This is a genomic window from Dyella subtropica, assembly GCF_026283965.1.
GTDB lineage: Bacteria > Pseudomonadota > Gammaproteobacteria > Xanthomonadales > Rhodanobacteraceae > Dyella_D > Dyella_D subtropica.
The window spans coordinates 448,481-464,186 of the sequence record NZ_JAPDPD010000001.1 but is presented as its reverse complement, the minus strand read 5'-3'; the positions used below and the strand labels follow the sequence as shown (position 1 = coordinate 464,186).

The following is a 15,706-nucleotide window of genomic DNA, read 5'->3' as shown; positions in this document are numbered from 1 at the left end:
TTCCGTCCTTGACGTAGCATCCGCTGCTTTGAACGATTGCATCCGAGGGAAAGGCATGCCCTTCGTTTTACTGCTGTCCATCGCCCTGCAAGTGGCCTGCGCCATTCATGTGGTTCGCAGCGGCCGCCCGCTGTACTGGATCTGGTTGATCCTGATCGGCTCCTACCTTGCCGTCCTGGTATACGTGCTGGTAGCCGTCATTCCCGACCTTCGCCACGACCCACGTGGCCGCAAAGCAGCCAGCAGGGCCATGCAGGTGATCGACCCTCAGCGCCGTCGACGCGAATTGCAACGGCAGCTGGAGTTGAGCAACACCGTGGAGAATCGCCGCCGCCTGGCCGAGGAATGCCTGCAACAAGGCGACTACGCCAATGCCCAAGAGCTCTACCAAGGCCTGCTGACCGGCTTATACGTCACTGAGCCGGATTTCATGCTCGGCCTGGCTCAGGCACAAGCGGGTGCCGGCAATCACGCCGCCGCTCGTGGCACCCTGGAAGCGCTGATCAAGGCCAATCCCAGTTACAAGTCCAGCGATGGACACTTGCTCTACGCCAACTGCCTCGAAGCACTCGGCGAGACCGAGGCGGCGCTGGACGAGTACCGCGTACTCGCCGACAGCTATCCAGGTGAGGAAGGTCGTTTCCGCTATGCCTGCCTGCTCGGCAAGAGCCAACGCCATGCCGAGGCGCGGGATGTCCTGCAGAGCCAGCTCAAGCGTGCTCAGCTCATGCCTGGTTATTACCGCCGCAAGGAACAGGCCTGGCTGAAGGCGGCTCGCCTCGAACTGTCGCGTCTGGGTGACTCCTGAATACGTCACCGGCCATAGTGGACGAACGATGAGCCCGATCGCGCAGCATACGGTCTTCGAGATGCTGGCCTATGCCATCGGCTTTCGCACCTTCCTGTGGACGCGCAAGCGCCTTGCGCCCGACGCATTCACGCATGACGACCATGTGGCCTGGGTGGGTGTCGGCGCTATCGTCGGCGCGGCACTGGGCGCCAAACTGGCGTTCTGGCTGGACGATCCGCTGGCTGCCTTTCGCGATTTTCCGAACCTCGCCCACTTGATCGAAGGCAAGTCCATCGTCGGCGCCCTGCTTGGCGGCTTACTCGGCGTCGAACTGGCCAAAAAGATCGCCTGCGTGCAGCAATCCACTGGCGATGCCTTTGTGCTGCCGCTCACCGTTGGCATGTGCATTGGCCGTATCGGCTGCTTCCTGGCGGGTCTGAGCGACCACACCTATGGCAACCCAACCGCACTTCCCTGGGGCGTGGATTTCGGCGACGGTATTCCTCGCCATCCCACCCAGCTCTATGAAATCGCCTTCCTGCTCGCGCAGTACGCACTCATCCATATCCGACGTGATGCACTCGCCCAGTCGGGCGACCGCTTTCGTGCTTTCATGATCGGCTACCTCGCCTTCCGCCTTCTGGTGGAAAGCATCAAGCCCCTGCCTTACCCCTATCTGGGGCATATCTCCGGGCTGCAGTTGCTGTGCGCCGCGGGCTTGCTCTATTACCATCGAGCCATCCCGCGAATCGCGCGGGCACTGCTTACAGGACGACGCAGCGCATGGGTGCCAAGGTAAGGCCATATCTCTTCTACGACAGCGCGGTATCGATTTGCACGACCTGCCTGCGCCGGGTCGAAGCCAAGATTCTGATCAAAGACGATCGCGTCTACCTGGAGAAGTGGTGTCCGCACCATGGTCGCGAGCGCGTACTGATCGCCGATGACGCCGCGTACTATCGCCAGTGCCGCGAGCTCTATATCAAGCCACCCGAGCTGCCGATACGTTTCAACACGCCGCAGCATTTCGGCTGCCCTTACGACTGCGGCCTGTGCCCCGAGCACATGCAGCACTCTTGCCTCACCCTGGTCGAGATCACCGATCACTGCAACCTGCGCTGCCCGATCTGTTACGCCGAAAGCGGCCCGCATCGGCCGGGCTTCCATGATCTGGCGACAGTGGAGCGCATGCTCGATGCCGTCGTCGCCAACGAGGGCGAGCCCGACGTGGTGCAGCTCTCCGGCGGCGAACCCACCTTGCATCCGAATTTCTTTGCCATCCTGGATGCCGCGAAGCGCCGCCCGATTCGCCACCTGATGGTGAATACCAATGGGTTGCGAATTGCGAAGGAGCCCGACTTCGCGGCTCGCCTAGCCGCCTATCAACCTGGCTTCGAGCTGTACCTGCAATTCGATTCGCTGCGCGACGAGGTACACAAGGATCTTCGCGGCGCGAAGCTGCGCGATGTGCGACTCAAAGCGCTGGAACACCTCAATCGCCACGACATCTCGACCACGCTGGTGGTCACGGTGAAGAAGGGCCTCAATGACGGCGAGCTGGGCGAGATCATCGACTTCGCCATGACACAGCCTTGCGTCCGTGGCGTCACTTTCCAGCCGATCCAGGCGGCCGGCCGCCTGGAAGGCTACGACCCGGAGCACAACCGACTGACGTTAAGCGAAGTTCGTCGGCGCATCCTGGAGCAAAGCTCGCTGTTCCAGCCTGACGACCTGATTCCGGTGCCCTGCAACCCAGACTGCCTGGCCATGGCCTACGCGCTGAAACTGGGTGATCAGGTCGTGCCACTGACGCGCTTCGTTTCGCCGGAAACCCTGGTGAGCAAAGGCCGCAACACCATTGTGGTGGAGCGCGACGACGAACTGCGCGCCCATGTCTTCGAATTGTTCGCCACCAATCACTCGCCCGAGTCTCAGGCCTGCTCACTCTCGGATCTGCTGTGCTGCCTGCCGCAAGTGCAGGCGCCGTCTGACCTGTCCTACCGCAACGTGTTCCGCGTGCTGATCATGCAATTCATCGACGCCCATGGCTTCGACTTGCGTGCGGTGAAGAAGTCCTGCGTACACATCGCTCAGCCGGATGGCCGGATCATTCCGTTCGACACCTTCAACTTGTTCTACCGCGACGACAAGGCGGCGCGGCTACAGGCCCTGCGAAAAGAAATCGAACAGACCCGCGCCATCGAAAGGACGCTCGCATGAATGAGATGCGGTTGCCCGACCCAGCCCCACTACCGCCCGAACCGACCGCGCCGCCCAGCCAGGGATCGCTGATCGCCGGCATCATGCTGGCTTGGCTGACCATGTTCCTTGGCGAGGTAGCTTGCTTCCAGGGAGGCATGGGCGCTTGGCTACTACCCCCGGTGGGCATCCTGGTGTGGGGCATCGTGCTGATCAACGGCCATAAACCACGCACCGGCAAAGGCCTGCTACTGGGGCTGGCCTCCATCTTTGCGGTGCTGTTGCTCTTGATCGCCGCCTGTTTCGGCCTGCTCTCGCAGAGCAGCTTTCATTGACGAGAGGCGACACCGGCTCGCTCGCCGGTGTCGCCGTTCAAGCTCATCGCGCAGCGAAATACCAGGCGACAAAAACCGCAAAAACACCGTAGAGCGAACCTACCGGCACGATCCACCGCGCATCCACCTTGCCGCGACGGAACAGACCCCACAGGAAGATCACCGCTACGCCGGTAAGTACGCCAGCCACCATCAGCGGTGCATCGAACAGCCACGGTGTGGCGAATAGGGCCAGCGAACTGGGGATGGTGGCCTGGATCATCATCGCGCCGGAGATGTTCGCCAAAGCCAGACGCTCTTTGCCCTGGCGCACCCAGATCAGCGCATTCACCGTTTCCGGCAGCTCGGTCGCCACCGGGCTCAGCACCAGCGCCACGAGATGGGGCGACAGCTGCAACGCCACGCCGATCGCCTCGAGCTGCTTGACGAAGGTGTGCGATGCGATAGCGATCACTAGCAGCGCCAGGGCGGTCTGCAGGAAAACGCGCGACAGGGCGGGGTCCAGCGCATGCGGCTGGAACTTCAGCGGCTCCAGCGCCTCCTCGACGGGTGCGGTGTCGTCGTCCTGCAGTTCGCGCCAGACGTAGAGACCGTAAGCGGCGAGGAACAACACACCCAACCAGGGCTTGAAGGCAAAGGCGACCAAACCGAGTCCGCACTTCACCACGAAGATCACCAGAAACCAGGACTGGTCGCGCGCCAACCGGCCGTGCTCCACGCGCACAAGATTATCGGCGCGCCGCAAACGGTGCCGGTTGCTCCACAAGGCTACGCCGACCACCGCGTAGGCAATGGTGGCAAGCACCAACGGACCGCCGAGCGCGGCCCCCACACCAATATCCTTCTGCTCCGGCGTAGCGCCAAAGACCACGGCGACGAAGGTCACGGCACTCTCCGGCAGGGCCGTGCCGAAAGCGGCAAGCACCGTGCCAGTGGCGGTCGCGCCCAGGTTGAGCTTGCGCCCGAACCATTCGACGCCGTTGACGAAATACTCGCAGGCGAGATAAATCGCACCGGCGGAGAGCAAGAACAACAAGGCAGTCAGCATGTGTGATTCCACGGCCGGGCGAACGGAAAACCATTGGCGCAACGACGCACCTCGCCCGGCCGGGTGAGCACGTCGTGGCCAAAGGTCTCGCCGGGCGGGCGCGATGCCGAAGGTATCGGATCGCGACGCCATCCGCGCCATGAAGCCGCAGCTTCAAGTCTGTTGACGCGGATTCCTCTGGATATGAAGACCGGAACGGCCTCCAGGGGGTGAGGATGGCTACTCCCCAATGACAACGGGGTCATGGTAGCGAGGTCGATCTAGCGCAGCAAGCAAGGGGCCGTCATGACGTGCCGGTCAACGCGCGGTGCGGTCGCTCAGCATGGCGTCGAGATCATAGGCACCCGGCTGACGGCCAGCGAGCCAGTGTGCCGCCTCGATGGCGCCACGCGCAAAGATCGAACGATCCGTGGCGCGATGGTTGAGTTCAATACGCTCGCCCTGCCCCATCAGCAAAGCCTCGTGCTCGCCCACGATGTCACCACCACGGACAACGGCGAAGCCAATCGTGCCCGTCGAGCGGGGCCCGGTAAGTCCTTCGCGTGCGTAGACCGCCGATTCGTTCAATGTCGTTCCGCGCGCAGCCGCCGCGGCTTCCCCCAGGGCAAGCGCGGTGCCGGATGGCGCATCGACCTTACGGCGGTGGTGAGCCTCGATGATGTCCAGATCCCAATCAGGCAAAGCCGCCGCCGCCTCACGCAGCACGCGCTTCAGCACCGCCACGCCCAGGCTAAAATTGGCGGCGCGTAGCAAGGGGATGCGTTGCGATGCGCTGGCGAGCTTCTCCTGCAGCACCTTGTCGAGACCCGTGGTACCCGTGACCAAGGCGATACCTTGTGACTGGCAATGTTCCAGCGCGCCAGCCAGTCCAGCCGGGCCACTGAAATCGATGACAACATCGAGGGCACCCGTCGCCTGCCAATCATCCGTGAAACGCAGAACATCTTCGCCGGGATAAATCGGCCTGCCGAGCTGCGGCGCATCGGCCGCGGTCATCGCCGCCACCAATTCAAAGCGCGCGTCGTCGCGCAACAAACCAAGCAGAGCCTGCCCCATGCGGCCGGTGGCACCGTTGACGGCCAAACGAACGGGGCGACTCATGTAGAACTCCAGTGACAGCGGCGACGATGAAGAGCGATGCTAGCGTCGGCGCCAGCCGACGTACACGCCCATGGCGATTAACCCTGGGCGATTAACCCATGGCGATTAACCCATGGCGATTACGAAGTGACGCGAGACCAAAACTGTTTTACGCCATCCACCCAGGTCTTCGCGCGCGGTGTGTGTCTATCCCCATCACTTTCGCTGAAAGTCGCCTCCAGCTGTTCAAGCAGTTCGCGCTGCTGCTTGGTCAGGCGTACCGGCGTTTCCACCACCACGTGGCAAATCAGATCGCCAGCACGACCGTTGCGTACCGATTTCACGCCACGGCCACGCAGACGGAATTGCTGCCCGGTCTGTGTTTCGGCCGGAATCTGGATCGGCACTTCACCCTCCAGTGTCGGCACGCCAAGTTCCGCGCCCAGTGCGGCCTGCGCGAAGCGGATCGGCAGCTCGCAGTAGAGATCGTTGCCCTGGCGCTGAAAGATAGCGTGCTCGCGCACATGCACTTCCACATACAGGTCGCCGGATTCGGCGCCAGCCGGGCCGGCCTCGCCCTGCCCGGTCAAGCGGATGCGATCGCCGTTATCCACACCGGCCGGAATACGCACGGACAGCGTGCGATTTTCTTCCAGACGTCCTTCGCCGCGGCACTGTTTGCACGGCTTCTCGATCGCCTGGCCGCTGCCGCCGCAATGCGGGCAAGCCTGCTGGATCGAGAAGATACCGTTCTGCATCCGCACGCGGCCATGGCCGTGGCAGGTCTTGCACTGGACGACCTTGCCGTCCTCCGAGCCGCTGCCGTTGCAATGATGGCAATTGACCTGGGTCGGCACCTCGATCTTCTTCTCGATGCCGAACACGGCTTCTTCGAGGTCGAGCTCCATCAGGTAGCGAAGATCCGCCCCGCGACGTGCGCGCCCGCGACCGCCGCCGCCCATGCCGAAGATGTCGCCGAAAATATCGCCGAAGATGTCGCCCATATCGCCAAACCCGGCGCCACCACGGCCATTGCCGCCCATGCCGTGTTCGAACGCGGCATGGCCATGCTGGTCATACATCGCGCGCTTCTGCGCGTCGGAGAGCACCTCGTAGGCCTCCTTGGCCTCCTTGAATTTCTCCTGCGCATGCGGATCGTCCGGGCAACGGTCCGGGTGGAACTTCATCGCCAGACGGCGGAAGGACTTCTTCAGTTCAGCCTCGGTGACGGTGCGCTCGACACCAAGGACTTCGTAGTAGTCACGCTTGCTCATTAAAGACTGTCAGTGGCCGCAAGCGGCCTGTAAGAGGTGGCCGCGCCACCTGTTAGAGGTCAGTTTTGTGCTCGCTCCGTATGACGGATCAATCCGGCCATTTGAGCGAACAGCTTCTCGATTTCTTCCAGCAGACTTTCCATATCGCCATACCCCACGCTGCGCGATGCGTATTTGAGTTTCCATCTCCGCCAGCGAACCGCGCGCCACCATCAAGTAACGAACGAACTCGCGCTTGCCGCCTCGCGCCGCTCCCTCCGCGATATTGGATGGGACGCTAACGGCCGCACGTCGAAGCTGGGCGGTCAGCCCAAAACGCTCCTCGACAGGAAACCGCGCAGACACCTCAGTAGACCGTCTGCACCAACCTCATGCTTTCCCGCCAAACACGCAGCCCATGATGGGGTCGAGTGTGCTGCATCCATGCCTCCCAAACGCGCAGCAAGCCGGAACATCCGTCCCGGCTTGCATGCTTACTACTTACCGCTCACCACCTCACTTGCCCTTATCGTCCTTGACCTCGGTGAACTCCGCATCGACCACGTCGTCTGGCTGAGCCGAACCGTGAGGACCGGCCTGCGCACCGGCGTCCGCCTGCGCACCACTCTGGGCCGCCGCATACAGCGACTGTGCGACCTGTTCCAGCTTCTCGACCTTGGCTTCGATTGCCGCCTTGTCGTCGCTGTCCTTGACCTTCTCCAACTCGGACAGCGCGCCCTCGATCGTGCTGAGCTGCTCGGCCGGCACCTTGCCGCCGTGTTCCTTCAGCGCGCTGCGGGTGGCGTGCACCAACTGGTCGGCCTTGTTGCGGGTGGCGACCAGCTCATGGAACTTCTTGTCCTCTTCCTTGTTGGCTTCGGCATCCGCGACCATCCGCTGGATCTCTTCCTCGGACAGGCCCGAGCCGGCCTTGATCTCGATCTTCTGTTCCTTGCCGGTCTTCTTGTCCTTGGCCGACACATGCAGGATGCCGTTGGCATCGATGTCGAAAGTGACTTCGATCTGCGGCATGCCACGCGGGGCCGCATCGATGCCAGAGAGGTCAAACTTGCCCAGCGACTTGTTAGCGCTGGCGCGCTCGCGCTCACCCTGCAGCACGTGCACGGTTACGGCGGTCTGATTGTCGTCGGCGGTGGAGAACACCTGCGCGGCCTTGGTCGGCACCGTGGTGTTCTTCTCGATCAGCTTGGTCATTACGCCGCCCATCGTTTCGATACCCAGCGACAGCGGGGTCACGTCGAGCAGCAGCACGTCCTTCACGGTACCGCCCAGCACACCACCCTGGATCGCCGCGCCCACGGCCACGGCCTCATCCGGATTGACGTCCTTGCGCGGCTCCTTGCCGAAGAAATCCTTCACCGACTCCTGCACCTTCGGCATACGGGTCTGACCACCGACGAGGATCACCTCGTTGATGTCGGACACGCGCAGGCCGGCGTCATTCAACGCCGTGCGACACGGCTCGATGGTGCGCTTGACCAGATCTTCCACCAGCGCTTCCAGCTTGGCGCGGGTCAGCTTGATGTTGAGGTGCTTCGGACCGGAGGCATCGGCCGTGATGTACGGCAGGTTCACCTCGGTCTGGTGGCTGGACGACAGCTCGACCTTGGCGCGCTCGGCGGCGTCCTTCAGGCGCTGCAGCGCGAGCGGGTCCTTGCGCAGGTCCATGCCCTGGTCCTTCTGGAACTCCTCGACCAGATAGTCGATGACGCGCATGTCGAAGTCTTCGCCACCCAGGAAGGTGTCGCCGTTGGTGGCCAGCACTTCGAACTGCATCTCGCCGTCGACCGAGGCGATCTCGATGATCGATATGTCGAAGGTGCCGCCGCCCAGGTCGTACACCGCGATCTTGCGGTCGCCGCCCTTCTTGTCCAGGCCATAGGCCAGCGCGGCTGCGGTCGGCTCGTTGATGATGCGCTTGACGTCGAGGCCGGCGATGCGGCCCGCGTCCTTGGTGGCCTGGCGCTGGCTGTCGTTGAAGTAGGCCGGCACGGTGATGACGGCTTCGGTGATGGTCTCGCCGAGGTAGTCTTCGGCGGTCTTCTTCATCTTCATCAGCACCTTGGCCGAGATCTCCTGCGGCGCCATCTTGGTGCCATCGGCTTTCTGCGCCCATGCATCGCCGTTCTCGTGGGCAACGATGCCGTAGGGAACGATGTGCAGGTCTTTCTGCACCTCAGCGTCGGTGAACTTGCGGCCGATCAGGCGCTTCACCGCATAGAAGGTGTTCTTGGGGTTGGTCACGCTCTGGCGCTTGGCCGGCGCGCCGACCAACACCTCGTCGTCCTTGCTGAAAGCCACGATGGAGGGTGTGGTGCGATCGCCTTCCGCGTTCTCGATGACCTTGACGGTCGTGCCGTCCATCACGGCGACGCAGGAGTTGGTCGTGCCCAGGTCGATGCCAATGATCTTGCCCATGTCTATGCTCCGAATTTCTATGCAGCCCCGCGGCCGCGCTGTTTTGTCAAATGGGGCCCGGCCTTGGCGATTCAACGTGCCGGCGAACCCTCGTTATGTGGTGAAGCCGCTGGAGTCGCCGTTGTTCAGGCGGCCGCTCCAACGCAAAGCTGATTCAGTTCAAAGATGTTTCATTCCAAAGCTGCTTCAGTCCTTGGCGACCGCAACCAGCGCGGGACGCAGCAGACGATCGTTCAACACGTAGCCCTTCTGCAGCACGCTGACCACCGTATTCGGCTCCTGGCCGGGGGCCTCGACCATGCTCACGGCGTGGTGGCGCTCCGGGTCCAGCGGCTGGCCCACCGGGTCGACCTGGACCAGGCCGTTGTTCTCGGCGATCTTCAGCAGCGACTTGAGGGTGAGCGCGATGCCTTCGCGCACGCTGGTCACGTCGCCGCTTTCCACGGCCAGGCCGCGCTCCAGCCCGTCGTAGACCGGCAGCAGCTCGTTCAGCAGCTTCTCGTTGGCGAAGCGGCGGGCCTGCTCCACATCGCGATGCAACCGGCGGCGCTGGTTCTCGATTTCGGCCTTCTCGCGCAGCACGGTCTCGCGCAGCTCGGTATTGGCAACCTCCAGCTCAGCTACGCGGGCCTTCAGCGCCTCGAGTTCAGCGTTCGGCTGCGTATCTGGTGCGTTGGCATCCGATGCCCCATTCGGTACCTGCGAATCGTTGTTCTGCATGAAAGACTCCAAACCTCATCCAAGGCCGGCACGCCGTGCCGACCGTCTACAAAATCGCGGGTAACCCCGCCTCCCGGGGCGGTTATAAGGCCGTGGCGGCGCGATTCAAGGCGTCGCTGAGCAATCCGGCCGTAGCCTGTACCACCGGGATCACACGTTCGTAGGCCATGCGGGTGGGGCCAATCACCCCGACCGCCCCCAGCACGCGCCCCTGCGCGCCGTAGCTGGCCGTGACCACGCTGCAGCCATCCAGCGCGGCAAAACCCGATTCCTCGCCAATAAATAGCCGCACACCGGGCGCCCGGGCGCAGACCTCCATCAGCTGCAGCAGCTCGTTTTTCTTCTGGAAAGCTTCGAACAGCTCACGCAGGCGCTCCAGATTGGCCAGCTCCGAATAGCCCATCAGGTTGGTCTGGCCGCTGACCAGCACATCGTCGCTCTCGCTCTGCGGAGCGAACGAGGCGGCTGCCAGCTCCACCGCGCTGGACATCAGCTGATTGAGTTCGCTGCTGGCCTCGCGCAATTCGCGCAGCAGGTGCGCGCGAATATCGTCCAGACGCAGACCGGTGAAATGGGCGTTGAGATAGTTGGCGGCCTGCTCCAGCTCACGAACCTCCAGCGGCCGACCCAGCTGTACTACGCGGTTCTGCACCTGGTTATCGGAGAACACCAGGATCACCAGCACCTGTGCGTCGGGAAGTGGCACGAAATCGATATGGCGCAGCGGGAAATCCACCTGCCGCGGCACGGTAACCACCCCGGCGAAATGAGTCATCGCCGACAGCAGCGTAGAGACGTTGCCCAGCAAGTCGCGGGTGGTGGTGGGACCCGGCGGGAGTTCGCGCTGCAGGCGCGCCATGTCCTCGTGGGGCAGTGGCTGCAGTTCGATCAGGCTATCGACGAACAGGCGCAGACCACGCGGCGTGGGCACGCGGCCCGCCGAGGTATGCGGCGAAGCCACCAGGCCCGCCTCCTCCAGGTCCGCCATGATGTTGCGGATGGTGGCCGGGCTGACGTCGAGGCCGGAGGAGCGCGACAGCGTGCGGGAACCGACCGGTTCGCCGTCGGCCAGGTACTGAGCAATCAGCGTGCGCAGCAGGCGGCGAGCGCGCGCGTCGATGTCATGGCCGAGAGGATGAGGCATGCGCTGTGGCAATCCGTGAGACGGAAAAGAAATAAGGTCTATCCCGGTAGTTTGCAAGAATACGGAAACCAAAGGGAGAACCGTGACGCAGGGGGCATTCCCATGACCCATGGGGCAGTTCGCCTCCGCCCGACTCCTACCCGCCCGTTTCTGCCCTTACAATCCCCCGACTTTCTATCGCCGCCACCCATGCTTACCTCGCTCTACGTTCGCCATTTCGCCGTCGTCGAAGAAGCCGAGATCGCTTTCGGCCCGGGCCTCACCGTCGTCAGCGGCGAGACCGGCGCCGGCAAGTCGCTGCTGGTCGATGCCCTGATGCTGCTGGCCGGCGGACGTGCCGACAGCGGCATGGTGCGGGCCGGCAGCGATCGCGCGGAACTGGCCGCGGAGTTCGACTTGTCGGACCTGGCCGAAGCCCGCGACTGGCTACAACGCGAAGAATTGGACGATGAGGATGGCAGCTGCCGCCTGCGCCGCGTAATCCGCACCGAAGGCAGCTCGCGCGCCTGGATCAACGGTCGTCCGGCCAGCGCCAGCCAACTCGGCGAGCTGGCTACCCTGCTGGTCGAGATCCACGGCCAGCACGAACATCAGGCCCTGCTCTCGCGCAGCCATCAAATGTCCTTGCTCGATGCCTATGCCGGTCATGAGGCGCTGCTGGCCCAAGTGCAGGACAGTGCCCAGCAATGGCGCGAGATCGGCGCGCGCATCCGCAAGCTCAACGGCGGCGACGATCGCGAACAGCGCCTTGAACTGCTGCGTCACGAAGCGGGCGAGCTGGAACAATGGGCGCTGCCCCCGGCCGAACTGATCGAGCTTGAAGCCAGCCATAAGCGTTTGGCCAATGCGGGCCGGCTGGTCGAGGGCGCCGCTGGGGTCGCCGAACTGCTCGACGGCGATAGTGAGCTGGCCTTGCGTCGCTCCCTGGGCCGCGCACACGCCGAACTGGACAAGCTCGCCGCCTTGGACGACCGGCTGGCACCTCTGTTGGAGCTGCTCGACAACGCCACCATCCAACTCGGCGAAGCCGCCGATGGCCTTGGCCGCTACGCGCAGGATGTCGACCTCGACCCCGAGCGCTACACCGAGGTCGACACCCATCTGACCCACTTGCATGAGCTCTCGCGCAAGCACCGCACACCCGCGGCCGAGCTGCATGAGAAAGCGGTGACGCTGCGTGCCGAACTGACCGAGTTGGAAGATGCCGGCGACGCCCTGGAGCGACTGGCCGCACAACGCGATCAGCTTCAGCGCGACTACGCCACCGCCGCGGGCAGATTGAGCAAAGCGCGCGAAGCCGCCGCAGGAAAATTGGGCAAGGAAGTCAGCGCCTTGATGGCCGAGCTCGGCATGGCCGGCGGTCTATTGAAGATCGAACTGGAACCCGTAGGCAGCGACGAACCCGACCCGCAAGGCCGCGAACGTTGCGAGCTGCTGGTCAGCGCTAATCCCGGCCAACCGCCGCGCCCTTTGCGCAAAGTCGCTTCGGGCGGCGAGCTGGCCCGCATCAGTCTGGCCATCGAAGTGGCCACGCTGGGCAAGGACACCGTCGGCAGCATGGTTTTCGATGAAGTCGATACCGGCATTGGCGGCGCGGTGGCCGAAGTGGTCGGACAAAAACTACGCTCGCTCGGTGGGCAGCGTCAGGTCTTGTGCGTCACTCACTTGCCCCAGGTCGCTGCGCAAGGCCACGCCCACCTTCGCGTCAGCAAGCACAGCGACGGCGAATCCACGCAGACCCGCATCGAGAAACTCGACGCCAGCGGTCGTCGCGACGAGTTGGCGCGCATGCTGGGCGGCCTGGAAATCACCCGCGAAACCCGCGCCCACGCCAAGCAGATGCTGGACCGCGCGCAGACGGCGTGATCACTTAGAGCCTGTTCAATATCTCTTCGTGGCCCGCGCCGGGAGCTGTTTGCGCGCAGGCCAAGGAAGAACGAAGGCGTGTACGGTCCGTACACAACTGAGTGATGACGCGGGCATGCGTGCAAACAGACCCGGCCCGTAGGGTTGCTTGTCAGTGGGCGCCAGGCGGCGGTGCGCGGCTTGGCCTGGCAGCCAGCCAGGCGCTGCGCCACGCCCCATCACCTGACGCCCACTGACAAGCAACGCGGGCCACGAAGAGATATTGAACAGGCTCTTAGATCAGTTTTTGTTGTCGCGCGACGGCAACAGGCCGCGCTCGCTGGCCATGCGATAGAGATCCAGTTCCGAACCGGCGCCGAGCTTGCCCATCAGGCTGGCCCGGTGGATGTACACCGTCTTCTGTCCGATACCGAGTTCCGCAGCCACTTGCTTGGGTGCGCGACCAACCGCCAGCAGCAGGAATACCTCGCGCTCACGCGTGGTTAGGCGGTGGATCGGGTCCAGCACGTTGCCGGGTCGCTCGGCGCGGCGCTGGCGCAAATCGGAGCTGAGGAAGCACTCGCCCAGCATCACGGCGCGCAGTCCAGCGACCAGCTCCTCAGGCGCCACGCCTTTGGTGACGTAACCGCTGGCGCCACGCCGCAAAGCTTCGGAAACATAGGGTTCGCCGTCATGCATGCTGAGCACGACGATGCGTGTTTCATCAGCCACACTGCGCAAATGCTCGATCAGCGGTAGGCCGCTGCCATCAGGTAGCGAGAGATCCAAGGCCACCAGGTGCGGGCGCTGCTGGGTCACCGCCTCCACCGCATCGTCGGCGCTGCGACACTCCGCCACCACCTCGAGGTCAGGCTCCATTTCGATCAGCCGCTTGAACCCCTCGCGGACTATGGCGTGGTCGTCGACCAGGACAATGCTGTACATGCCACGCACTGTATAGCAGTGCCGGGGCGTTGCCCACGGCCTCCCGGCTCCCGATGCTTAGAGATTCCCCCACGGGCGCATGTACCATCCCCGCATGTCATCGAAACCCCTGTTCCTGCCCTGGACCGGCATGCTGGTCTGTATGGGCTACTTCCTGTTGTGGCTACTGCTGTGGCCCACCGAGCAGCCCTACTGGATGCTCCCCTACGGCTTGCGTTTCGGCGCCCTGCTGCTGTCGCCCATGCGCATGTGGCCGTGGTTGCTGGGCGCCGAGTTCGCAGCGACAGGCCTGGCCACGGCCATCGAAGGCCTGCCCCTCGGCTGGATCGGCTTCGTGATGGGCGAACTGCCGGAGCCTATCGTCGTGGCCGTCTGCCTGTGGCTCATGCAGCGCGCGCAACTGCACGTGAGCATGCGCGATCCGGAAGACGTCTCGCGCCTGCTGCTCTCCGCCGCCTTTACCGTGGTGGCGACCACCGTGGTCGATGCCGCGCTGCTGAGCATGATCCATGCGGTGCCTTCTTCCGAGCTGTTGATGCGGGCGCTTGGGCAGGATTTGCTGGGCAACTATGTTGGCATCCTGCTGGTGGTGCCGCTGCTGATCATGTTGTTCCGTGCGCATCTGGAGCATCGCGCACTGGCCAATCTGACGATGGACGGTCTGCTGGTGATGCTGCCGGCACTCGCCATCCTGTTGCTGCTTTCCTCGCATACGTCGCCGCAGCCGCAGTTCGCGCGCATTCTGTCGCTGGCGCCGGTGTTGTTTTTTGCGTTCCGCCATGGCTGGCGCGGCGCCAGTCTGGCCATGCTGATCTCCAATCTGGGCATGACCCTGGTGGACCACTTTGCTGGACGTCCCGCCTCCGATGCCACCGCTCAACTCTTCCTCGCCGTGGCAGGAACGGGTGCGCTGATGCTTGGTGCCGCCACCGACGCCTTACGCCGGAGTAGCGAGCGCGTCGCCGAGCAAAATGTCTACCTGGCCGCCGTGAATCGCCGGCTCGACCAATTGGCGCGCCAACTGCGCGACGCCGCCCGCGGCAACCTGCAGGCCGAAGAAAACCAGCGTCGACACATGGCCGCCGAGCTACATGACGAACTAGGTCAAAACCTCACCGCCATCCACACACATCTGAAGCTTGCCCAATCGCGCCTTGCCAAGGCCGGCATGGAAGATATCGGGACGTCGATCAACACCATCCTCGGCCACATGCGTCGAGCGCTGCATCGTCTGCTGGACGATCTGCGTCCCGCCGTGCTGGACGAGTTCGGCCTGCTGCGCGCGCTTGACGAAGGCCCCATCCGCGATCTGTTGAGCACCGCGGGCATGATCTATCGCACCGAATTGCATGGCGATCCGCGTCTACTCGACGACGACACGCGTACGGCGATCTATCGCCTGGTGCAGGAAAGCGCCACCAACGCGGTCAAGCACGCCCAGGCATCCACCTTCCAGCTGCGCCTGCGCATCGGCGAGCGACAAGGCGGCGCTCTGGCGTTGCTGGATATCCGCGACGACGGCGTGGGCCTGCCCACTCGTATGCCGCGCGGTGGGCGTGGCCTGCAAGGCATGCGGGACCGCGTAACGTCACTCGGCGGCCTCTTCCGCCTGCGCCCGGAGTCTCAGGGTGTCCATCTGCGCATCTTGCTGCGGAGCAGCAATGCGAACGGATTCACATCTCGGCTATAGCGCTAGCTGAAAGTTCCCTGACCTAGGAAATTTTCCAATACCGCACCTGTGAAGGCTTCGTTAGCATCCTTTCCATCGATGTGGGGGAGCCACCATCGCAAGATGGTGAGCCATGCCAACCGTGGGGACGGTGGGCATGAAGGACGGCAGGATGCCGTTCCGCCGCTACCGATGGCAAAGCCTGACACTGCGAGCAACTCGCCCCGTCGGGAAGCCAA

The 15,706-nt window shown here is 63.6% G+C and carries 14 protein-coding genes and 1 riboswitch; of the genes, 6 read left to right on the top strand and 8 right to left on the bottom strand.

Features of this window, described 5'->3' with window-relative positions; all coding sequences use genetic code 11:
* Positions 1 to 55: 55 nt before the first annotated feature.
* From OUZ45_RS02065 to OUZ45_RS02050, 4 genes are read left to right on the top strand one after another with little or no spacing between them, the layout of a single operon-like run.
* A complete protein-coding gene (locus OUZ45_RS02065) occupies positions 56 to 808 on the top strand; it encodes a tetratricopeptide repeat protein (RefSeq protein WP_266168226.1) in 753 nt (250 codons plus the stop codon).
* A gap of 28 nt (positions 809 to 836) precedes the next feature.
* Positions 837 to 1,589 carry a prolipoprotein diacylglyceryl transferase gene (locus OUZ45_RS02060; RefSeq protein WP_266168225.1) on the top strand — a complete coding sequence of 251 codons (753 nt, stop codon included), beginning with the start codon at positions 837 to 839 and terminating at the stop codon, positions 1,587 to 1,589.
* Positions 1,574 to 3,010, top strand: a complete 1,437-nt coding sequence (locus OUZ45_RS02055; protein ID WP_266168224.1) for a radical SAM protein — start codon at positions 1,574 to 1,576, stop codon at positions 3,008 to 3,010. The genes OUZ45_RS02060 and OUZ45_RS02055 overlap by 16 nt, the downstream gene beginning before the upstream one ends.
* Positions 3,007 to 3,324 carry a hypothetical protein gene (locus OUZ45_RS02050; protein ID WP_266168223.1) on the top strand — a complete coding sequence of 106 codons (318 nt, stop codon included), beginning with the start codon at positions 3,007 to 3,009 and terminating at the stop codon, positions 3,322 to 3,324. The genes OUZ45_RS02055 and OUZ45_RS02050 overlap by 4 nt, the downstream gene beginning before the upstream one ends.
* 43 nt (positions 3,325 to 3,367) lie before the next feature.
* On the opposite strand, the gene OUZ45_RS02045 is transcribed toward OUZ45_RS02050, so the two are convergent.
* The 7 genes from OUZ45_RS02045 to hrcA form a co-directional block, all read right to left on the bottom strand.
* Complete coding sequence (locus OUZ45_RS02045; RefSeq protein ID WP_266168222.1) at positions 3,368 to 4,372, bottom strand: sodium:calcium antiporter; 1,005 nt, start codon at positions 4,370 to 4,372, stop codon at positions 3,368 to 3,370.
* A gap of 65 nt (positions 4,373 to 4,437) precedes the next feature.
* A riboswitch (yybP-ykoY riboswitch) is annotated at positions 4,438 to 4,612 on the bottom strand.
* Positions 4,613 to 4,669: 57 nt separating this feature from the next.
* Positions 4,670 to 5,473 (bottom strand): 4-hydroxy-tetrahydrodipicolinate reductase, encoded by an 804-nt coding sequence (gene dapB / locus OUZ45_RS02040; protein WP_266168221.1) that lies wholly within the window; start codon positions 5,471 to 5,473, stop codon positions 4,670 to 4,672.
* Positions 5,474 to 5,592: 119 nt separating this feature from the next.
* Positions 5,593 to 6,726 carry a molecular chaperone DnaJ gene (gene dnaJ, locus OUZ45_RS02035; RefSeq protein WP_266168220.1) on the bottom strand — a complete coding sequence of 378 codons (1,134 nt, stop codon included), beginning with the start codon at positions 6,724 to 6,726 and terminating at the stop codon, positions 5,593 to 5,595.
* A gap of 9 nt (positions 6,727 to 6,735) precedes the next feature.
* Positions 6,736 to 7,071, bottom strand: a complete 336-nt coding sequence (locus OUZ45_RS02030; protein ID WP_266168219.1) for a four helix bundle protein — start codon at positions 7,069 to 7,071, stop codon at positions 6,736 to 6,738.
* A 150-nt stretch (positions 7,072 to 7,221) separates the two neighbouring features.
* Complete coding sequence (dnaK, locus tag OUZ45_RS02025) at positions 7,222 to 9,144, bottom strand: molecular chaperone DnaK (protein WP_266168218.1); 1,923 nt, start codon at positions 9,142 to 9,144, stop codon at positions 7,222 to 7,224.
* Positions 9,145 to 9,330: 186 nt separating this feature from the next.
* Entirely contained in the window at positions 9,331 to 9,864 is a 534-nt protein-coding gene (gene grpE, locus OUZ45_RS02020) for a nucleotide exchange factor GrpE (protein WP_266168217.1), read from the bottom strand.
* An 82-nt stretch (positions 9,865 to 9,946) separates the two neighbouring features.
* A complete protein-coding gene (hrcA, locus tag OUZ45_RS02015) occupies positions 9,947 to 11,008 on the bottom strand; it encodes a heat-inducible transcriptional repressor HrcA (RefSeq protein WP_266168216.1) in 1,062 nt (353 codons plus the stop codon).
* A gap of 189 nt (positions 11,009 to 11,197) precedes the next feature.
* Between hrcA and recN the strand changes: the two genes are divergently transcribed.
* A complete protein-coding gene (recN, locus tag OUZ45_RS02010; RefSeq protein ID WP_266168215.1) occupies positions 11,198 to 12,874 on the top strand; it encodes a DNA repair protein RecN in 1,677 nt (558 codons plus the stop codon).
* A 279-nt stretch (positions 12,875 to 13,153) separates the two neighbouring features.
* On the opposite strand, the gene OUZ45_RS02005 is transcribed toward recN, so the two are convergent.
* Positions 13,154 to 13,798, bottom strand: a complete 645-nt coding sequence (locus tag OUZ45_RS02005) for a response regulator transcription factor (RefSeq protein ID WP_266168213.1) — start codon at positions 13,796 to 13,798, stop codon at positions 13,154 to 13,156.
* 94 nt (positions 13,799 to 13,892) lie between these two features.
* Between OUZ45_RS02005 and OUZ45_RS02000 the strand changes: the two genes are divergently transcribed.
* The gene (locus OUZ45_RS02000; RefSeq protein WP_266168212.1) at positions 13,893 to 15,488 is read left to right on the top strand and encodes an MASE1 domain-containing sensor histidine kinase; all 1,596 of its coding nucleotides are present in this window, start codon (positions 13,893 to 13,895) and stop codon (positions 15,486 to 15,488) included.
* The last annotated feature ends 218 nt before the right edge of the window (positions 15,489 to 15,706 follow it).

What these genes read in the sequence shown, in the direction of transcription:
- OUZ45_RS02065 (WP_266168226.1), top strand. Translation starts at nt 56, where the DNA reads ATGCCCTTCGTTTTACTGCTGTCCATCGCCCTGCAAGTGGCCTGCGCC.
- OUZ45_RS02060 (WP_266168225.1), top strand. Translation starts at nt 837, where the DNA reads ATGAGCCCGATCGCGCAGCATACGGTCTTCGAGATGCTGGCCTATGCC.
- OUZ45_RS02055 (WP_266168224.1), top strand. Translation starts at nt 1,574, where the DNA reads ATGGGTGCCAAGGTAAGGCCATATCTCTTCTACGACAGCGCGGTATCG.
- OUZ45_RS02050 (WP_266168223.1), top strand. Translation starts at nt 3,007, where the DNA reads ATGAATGAGATGCGGTTGCCCGACCCAGCCCCACTACCGCCCGAACCG.
- OUZ45_RS02045 (WP_266168222.1), bottom strand. Translation starts at nt 4,372, where the DNA reads ATGCTGACTGCCTTGTTGTTCTTGCTCTCCGCCGGTGCGATTTATCTC.
- dapB (WP_266168221.1), bottom strand. Translation starts at nt 5,473, where the DNA reads ATGAGTCGCCCCGTTCGTTTGGCCGTCAACGGTGCCACCGGCCGCATG.
- dnaJ (WP_266168220.1), bottom strand. Translation starts at nt 6,726, where the DNA reads ATGAGCAAGCGTGACTACTACGAAGTCCTTGGTGTCGAGCGCACCGTC.
- dnaK (WP_266168218.1), bottom strand. Translation starts at nt 9,144, where the DNA reads ATGGGCAAGATCATTGGCATCGACCTGGGCACGACCAACTCCTGCGTC.
- grpE (WP_266168217.1), bottom strand. Translation starts at nt 9,864, where the DNA reads ATGCAGAACAACGATTCGCAGGTACCGAATGGGGCATCGGATGCCAAC.
- hrcA (WP_266168216.1), bottom strand. Translation starts at nt 11,008, where the DNA reads ATGCCTCATCCTCTCGGCCATGACATCGACGCGCGCGCTCGCCGCCTG.
- recN (WP_266168215.1), top strand. Translation starts at nt 11,198, where the DNA reads ATGCTTACCTCGCTCTACGTTCGCCATTTCGCCGTCGTCGAAGAAGCC.
- OUZ45_RS02005 (WP_266168213.1), bottom strand. Translation starts at nt 13,798, where the DNA reads ATGTACAGCATTGTCCTGGTCGACGACCACGCCATAGTCCGCGAGGGG.
- OUZ45_RS02000 (WP_266168212.1), top strand. Translation starts at nt 13,893, where the DNA reads ATGTCATCGAAACCCCTGTTCCTGCCCTGGACCGGCATGCTGGTCTGT.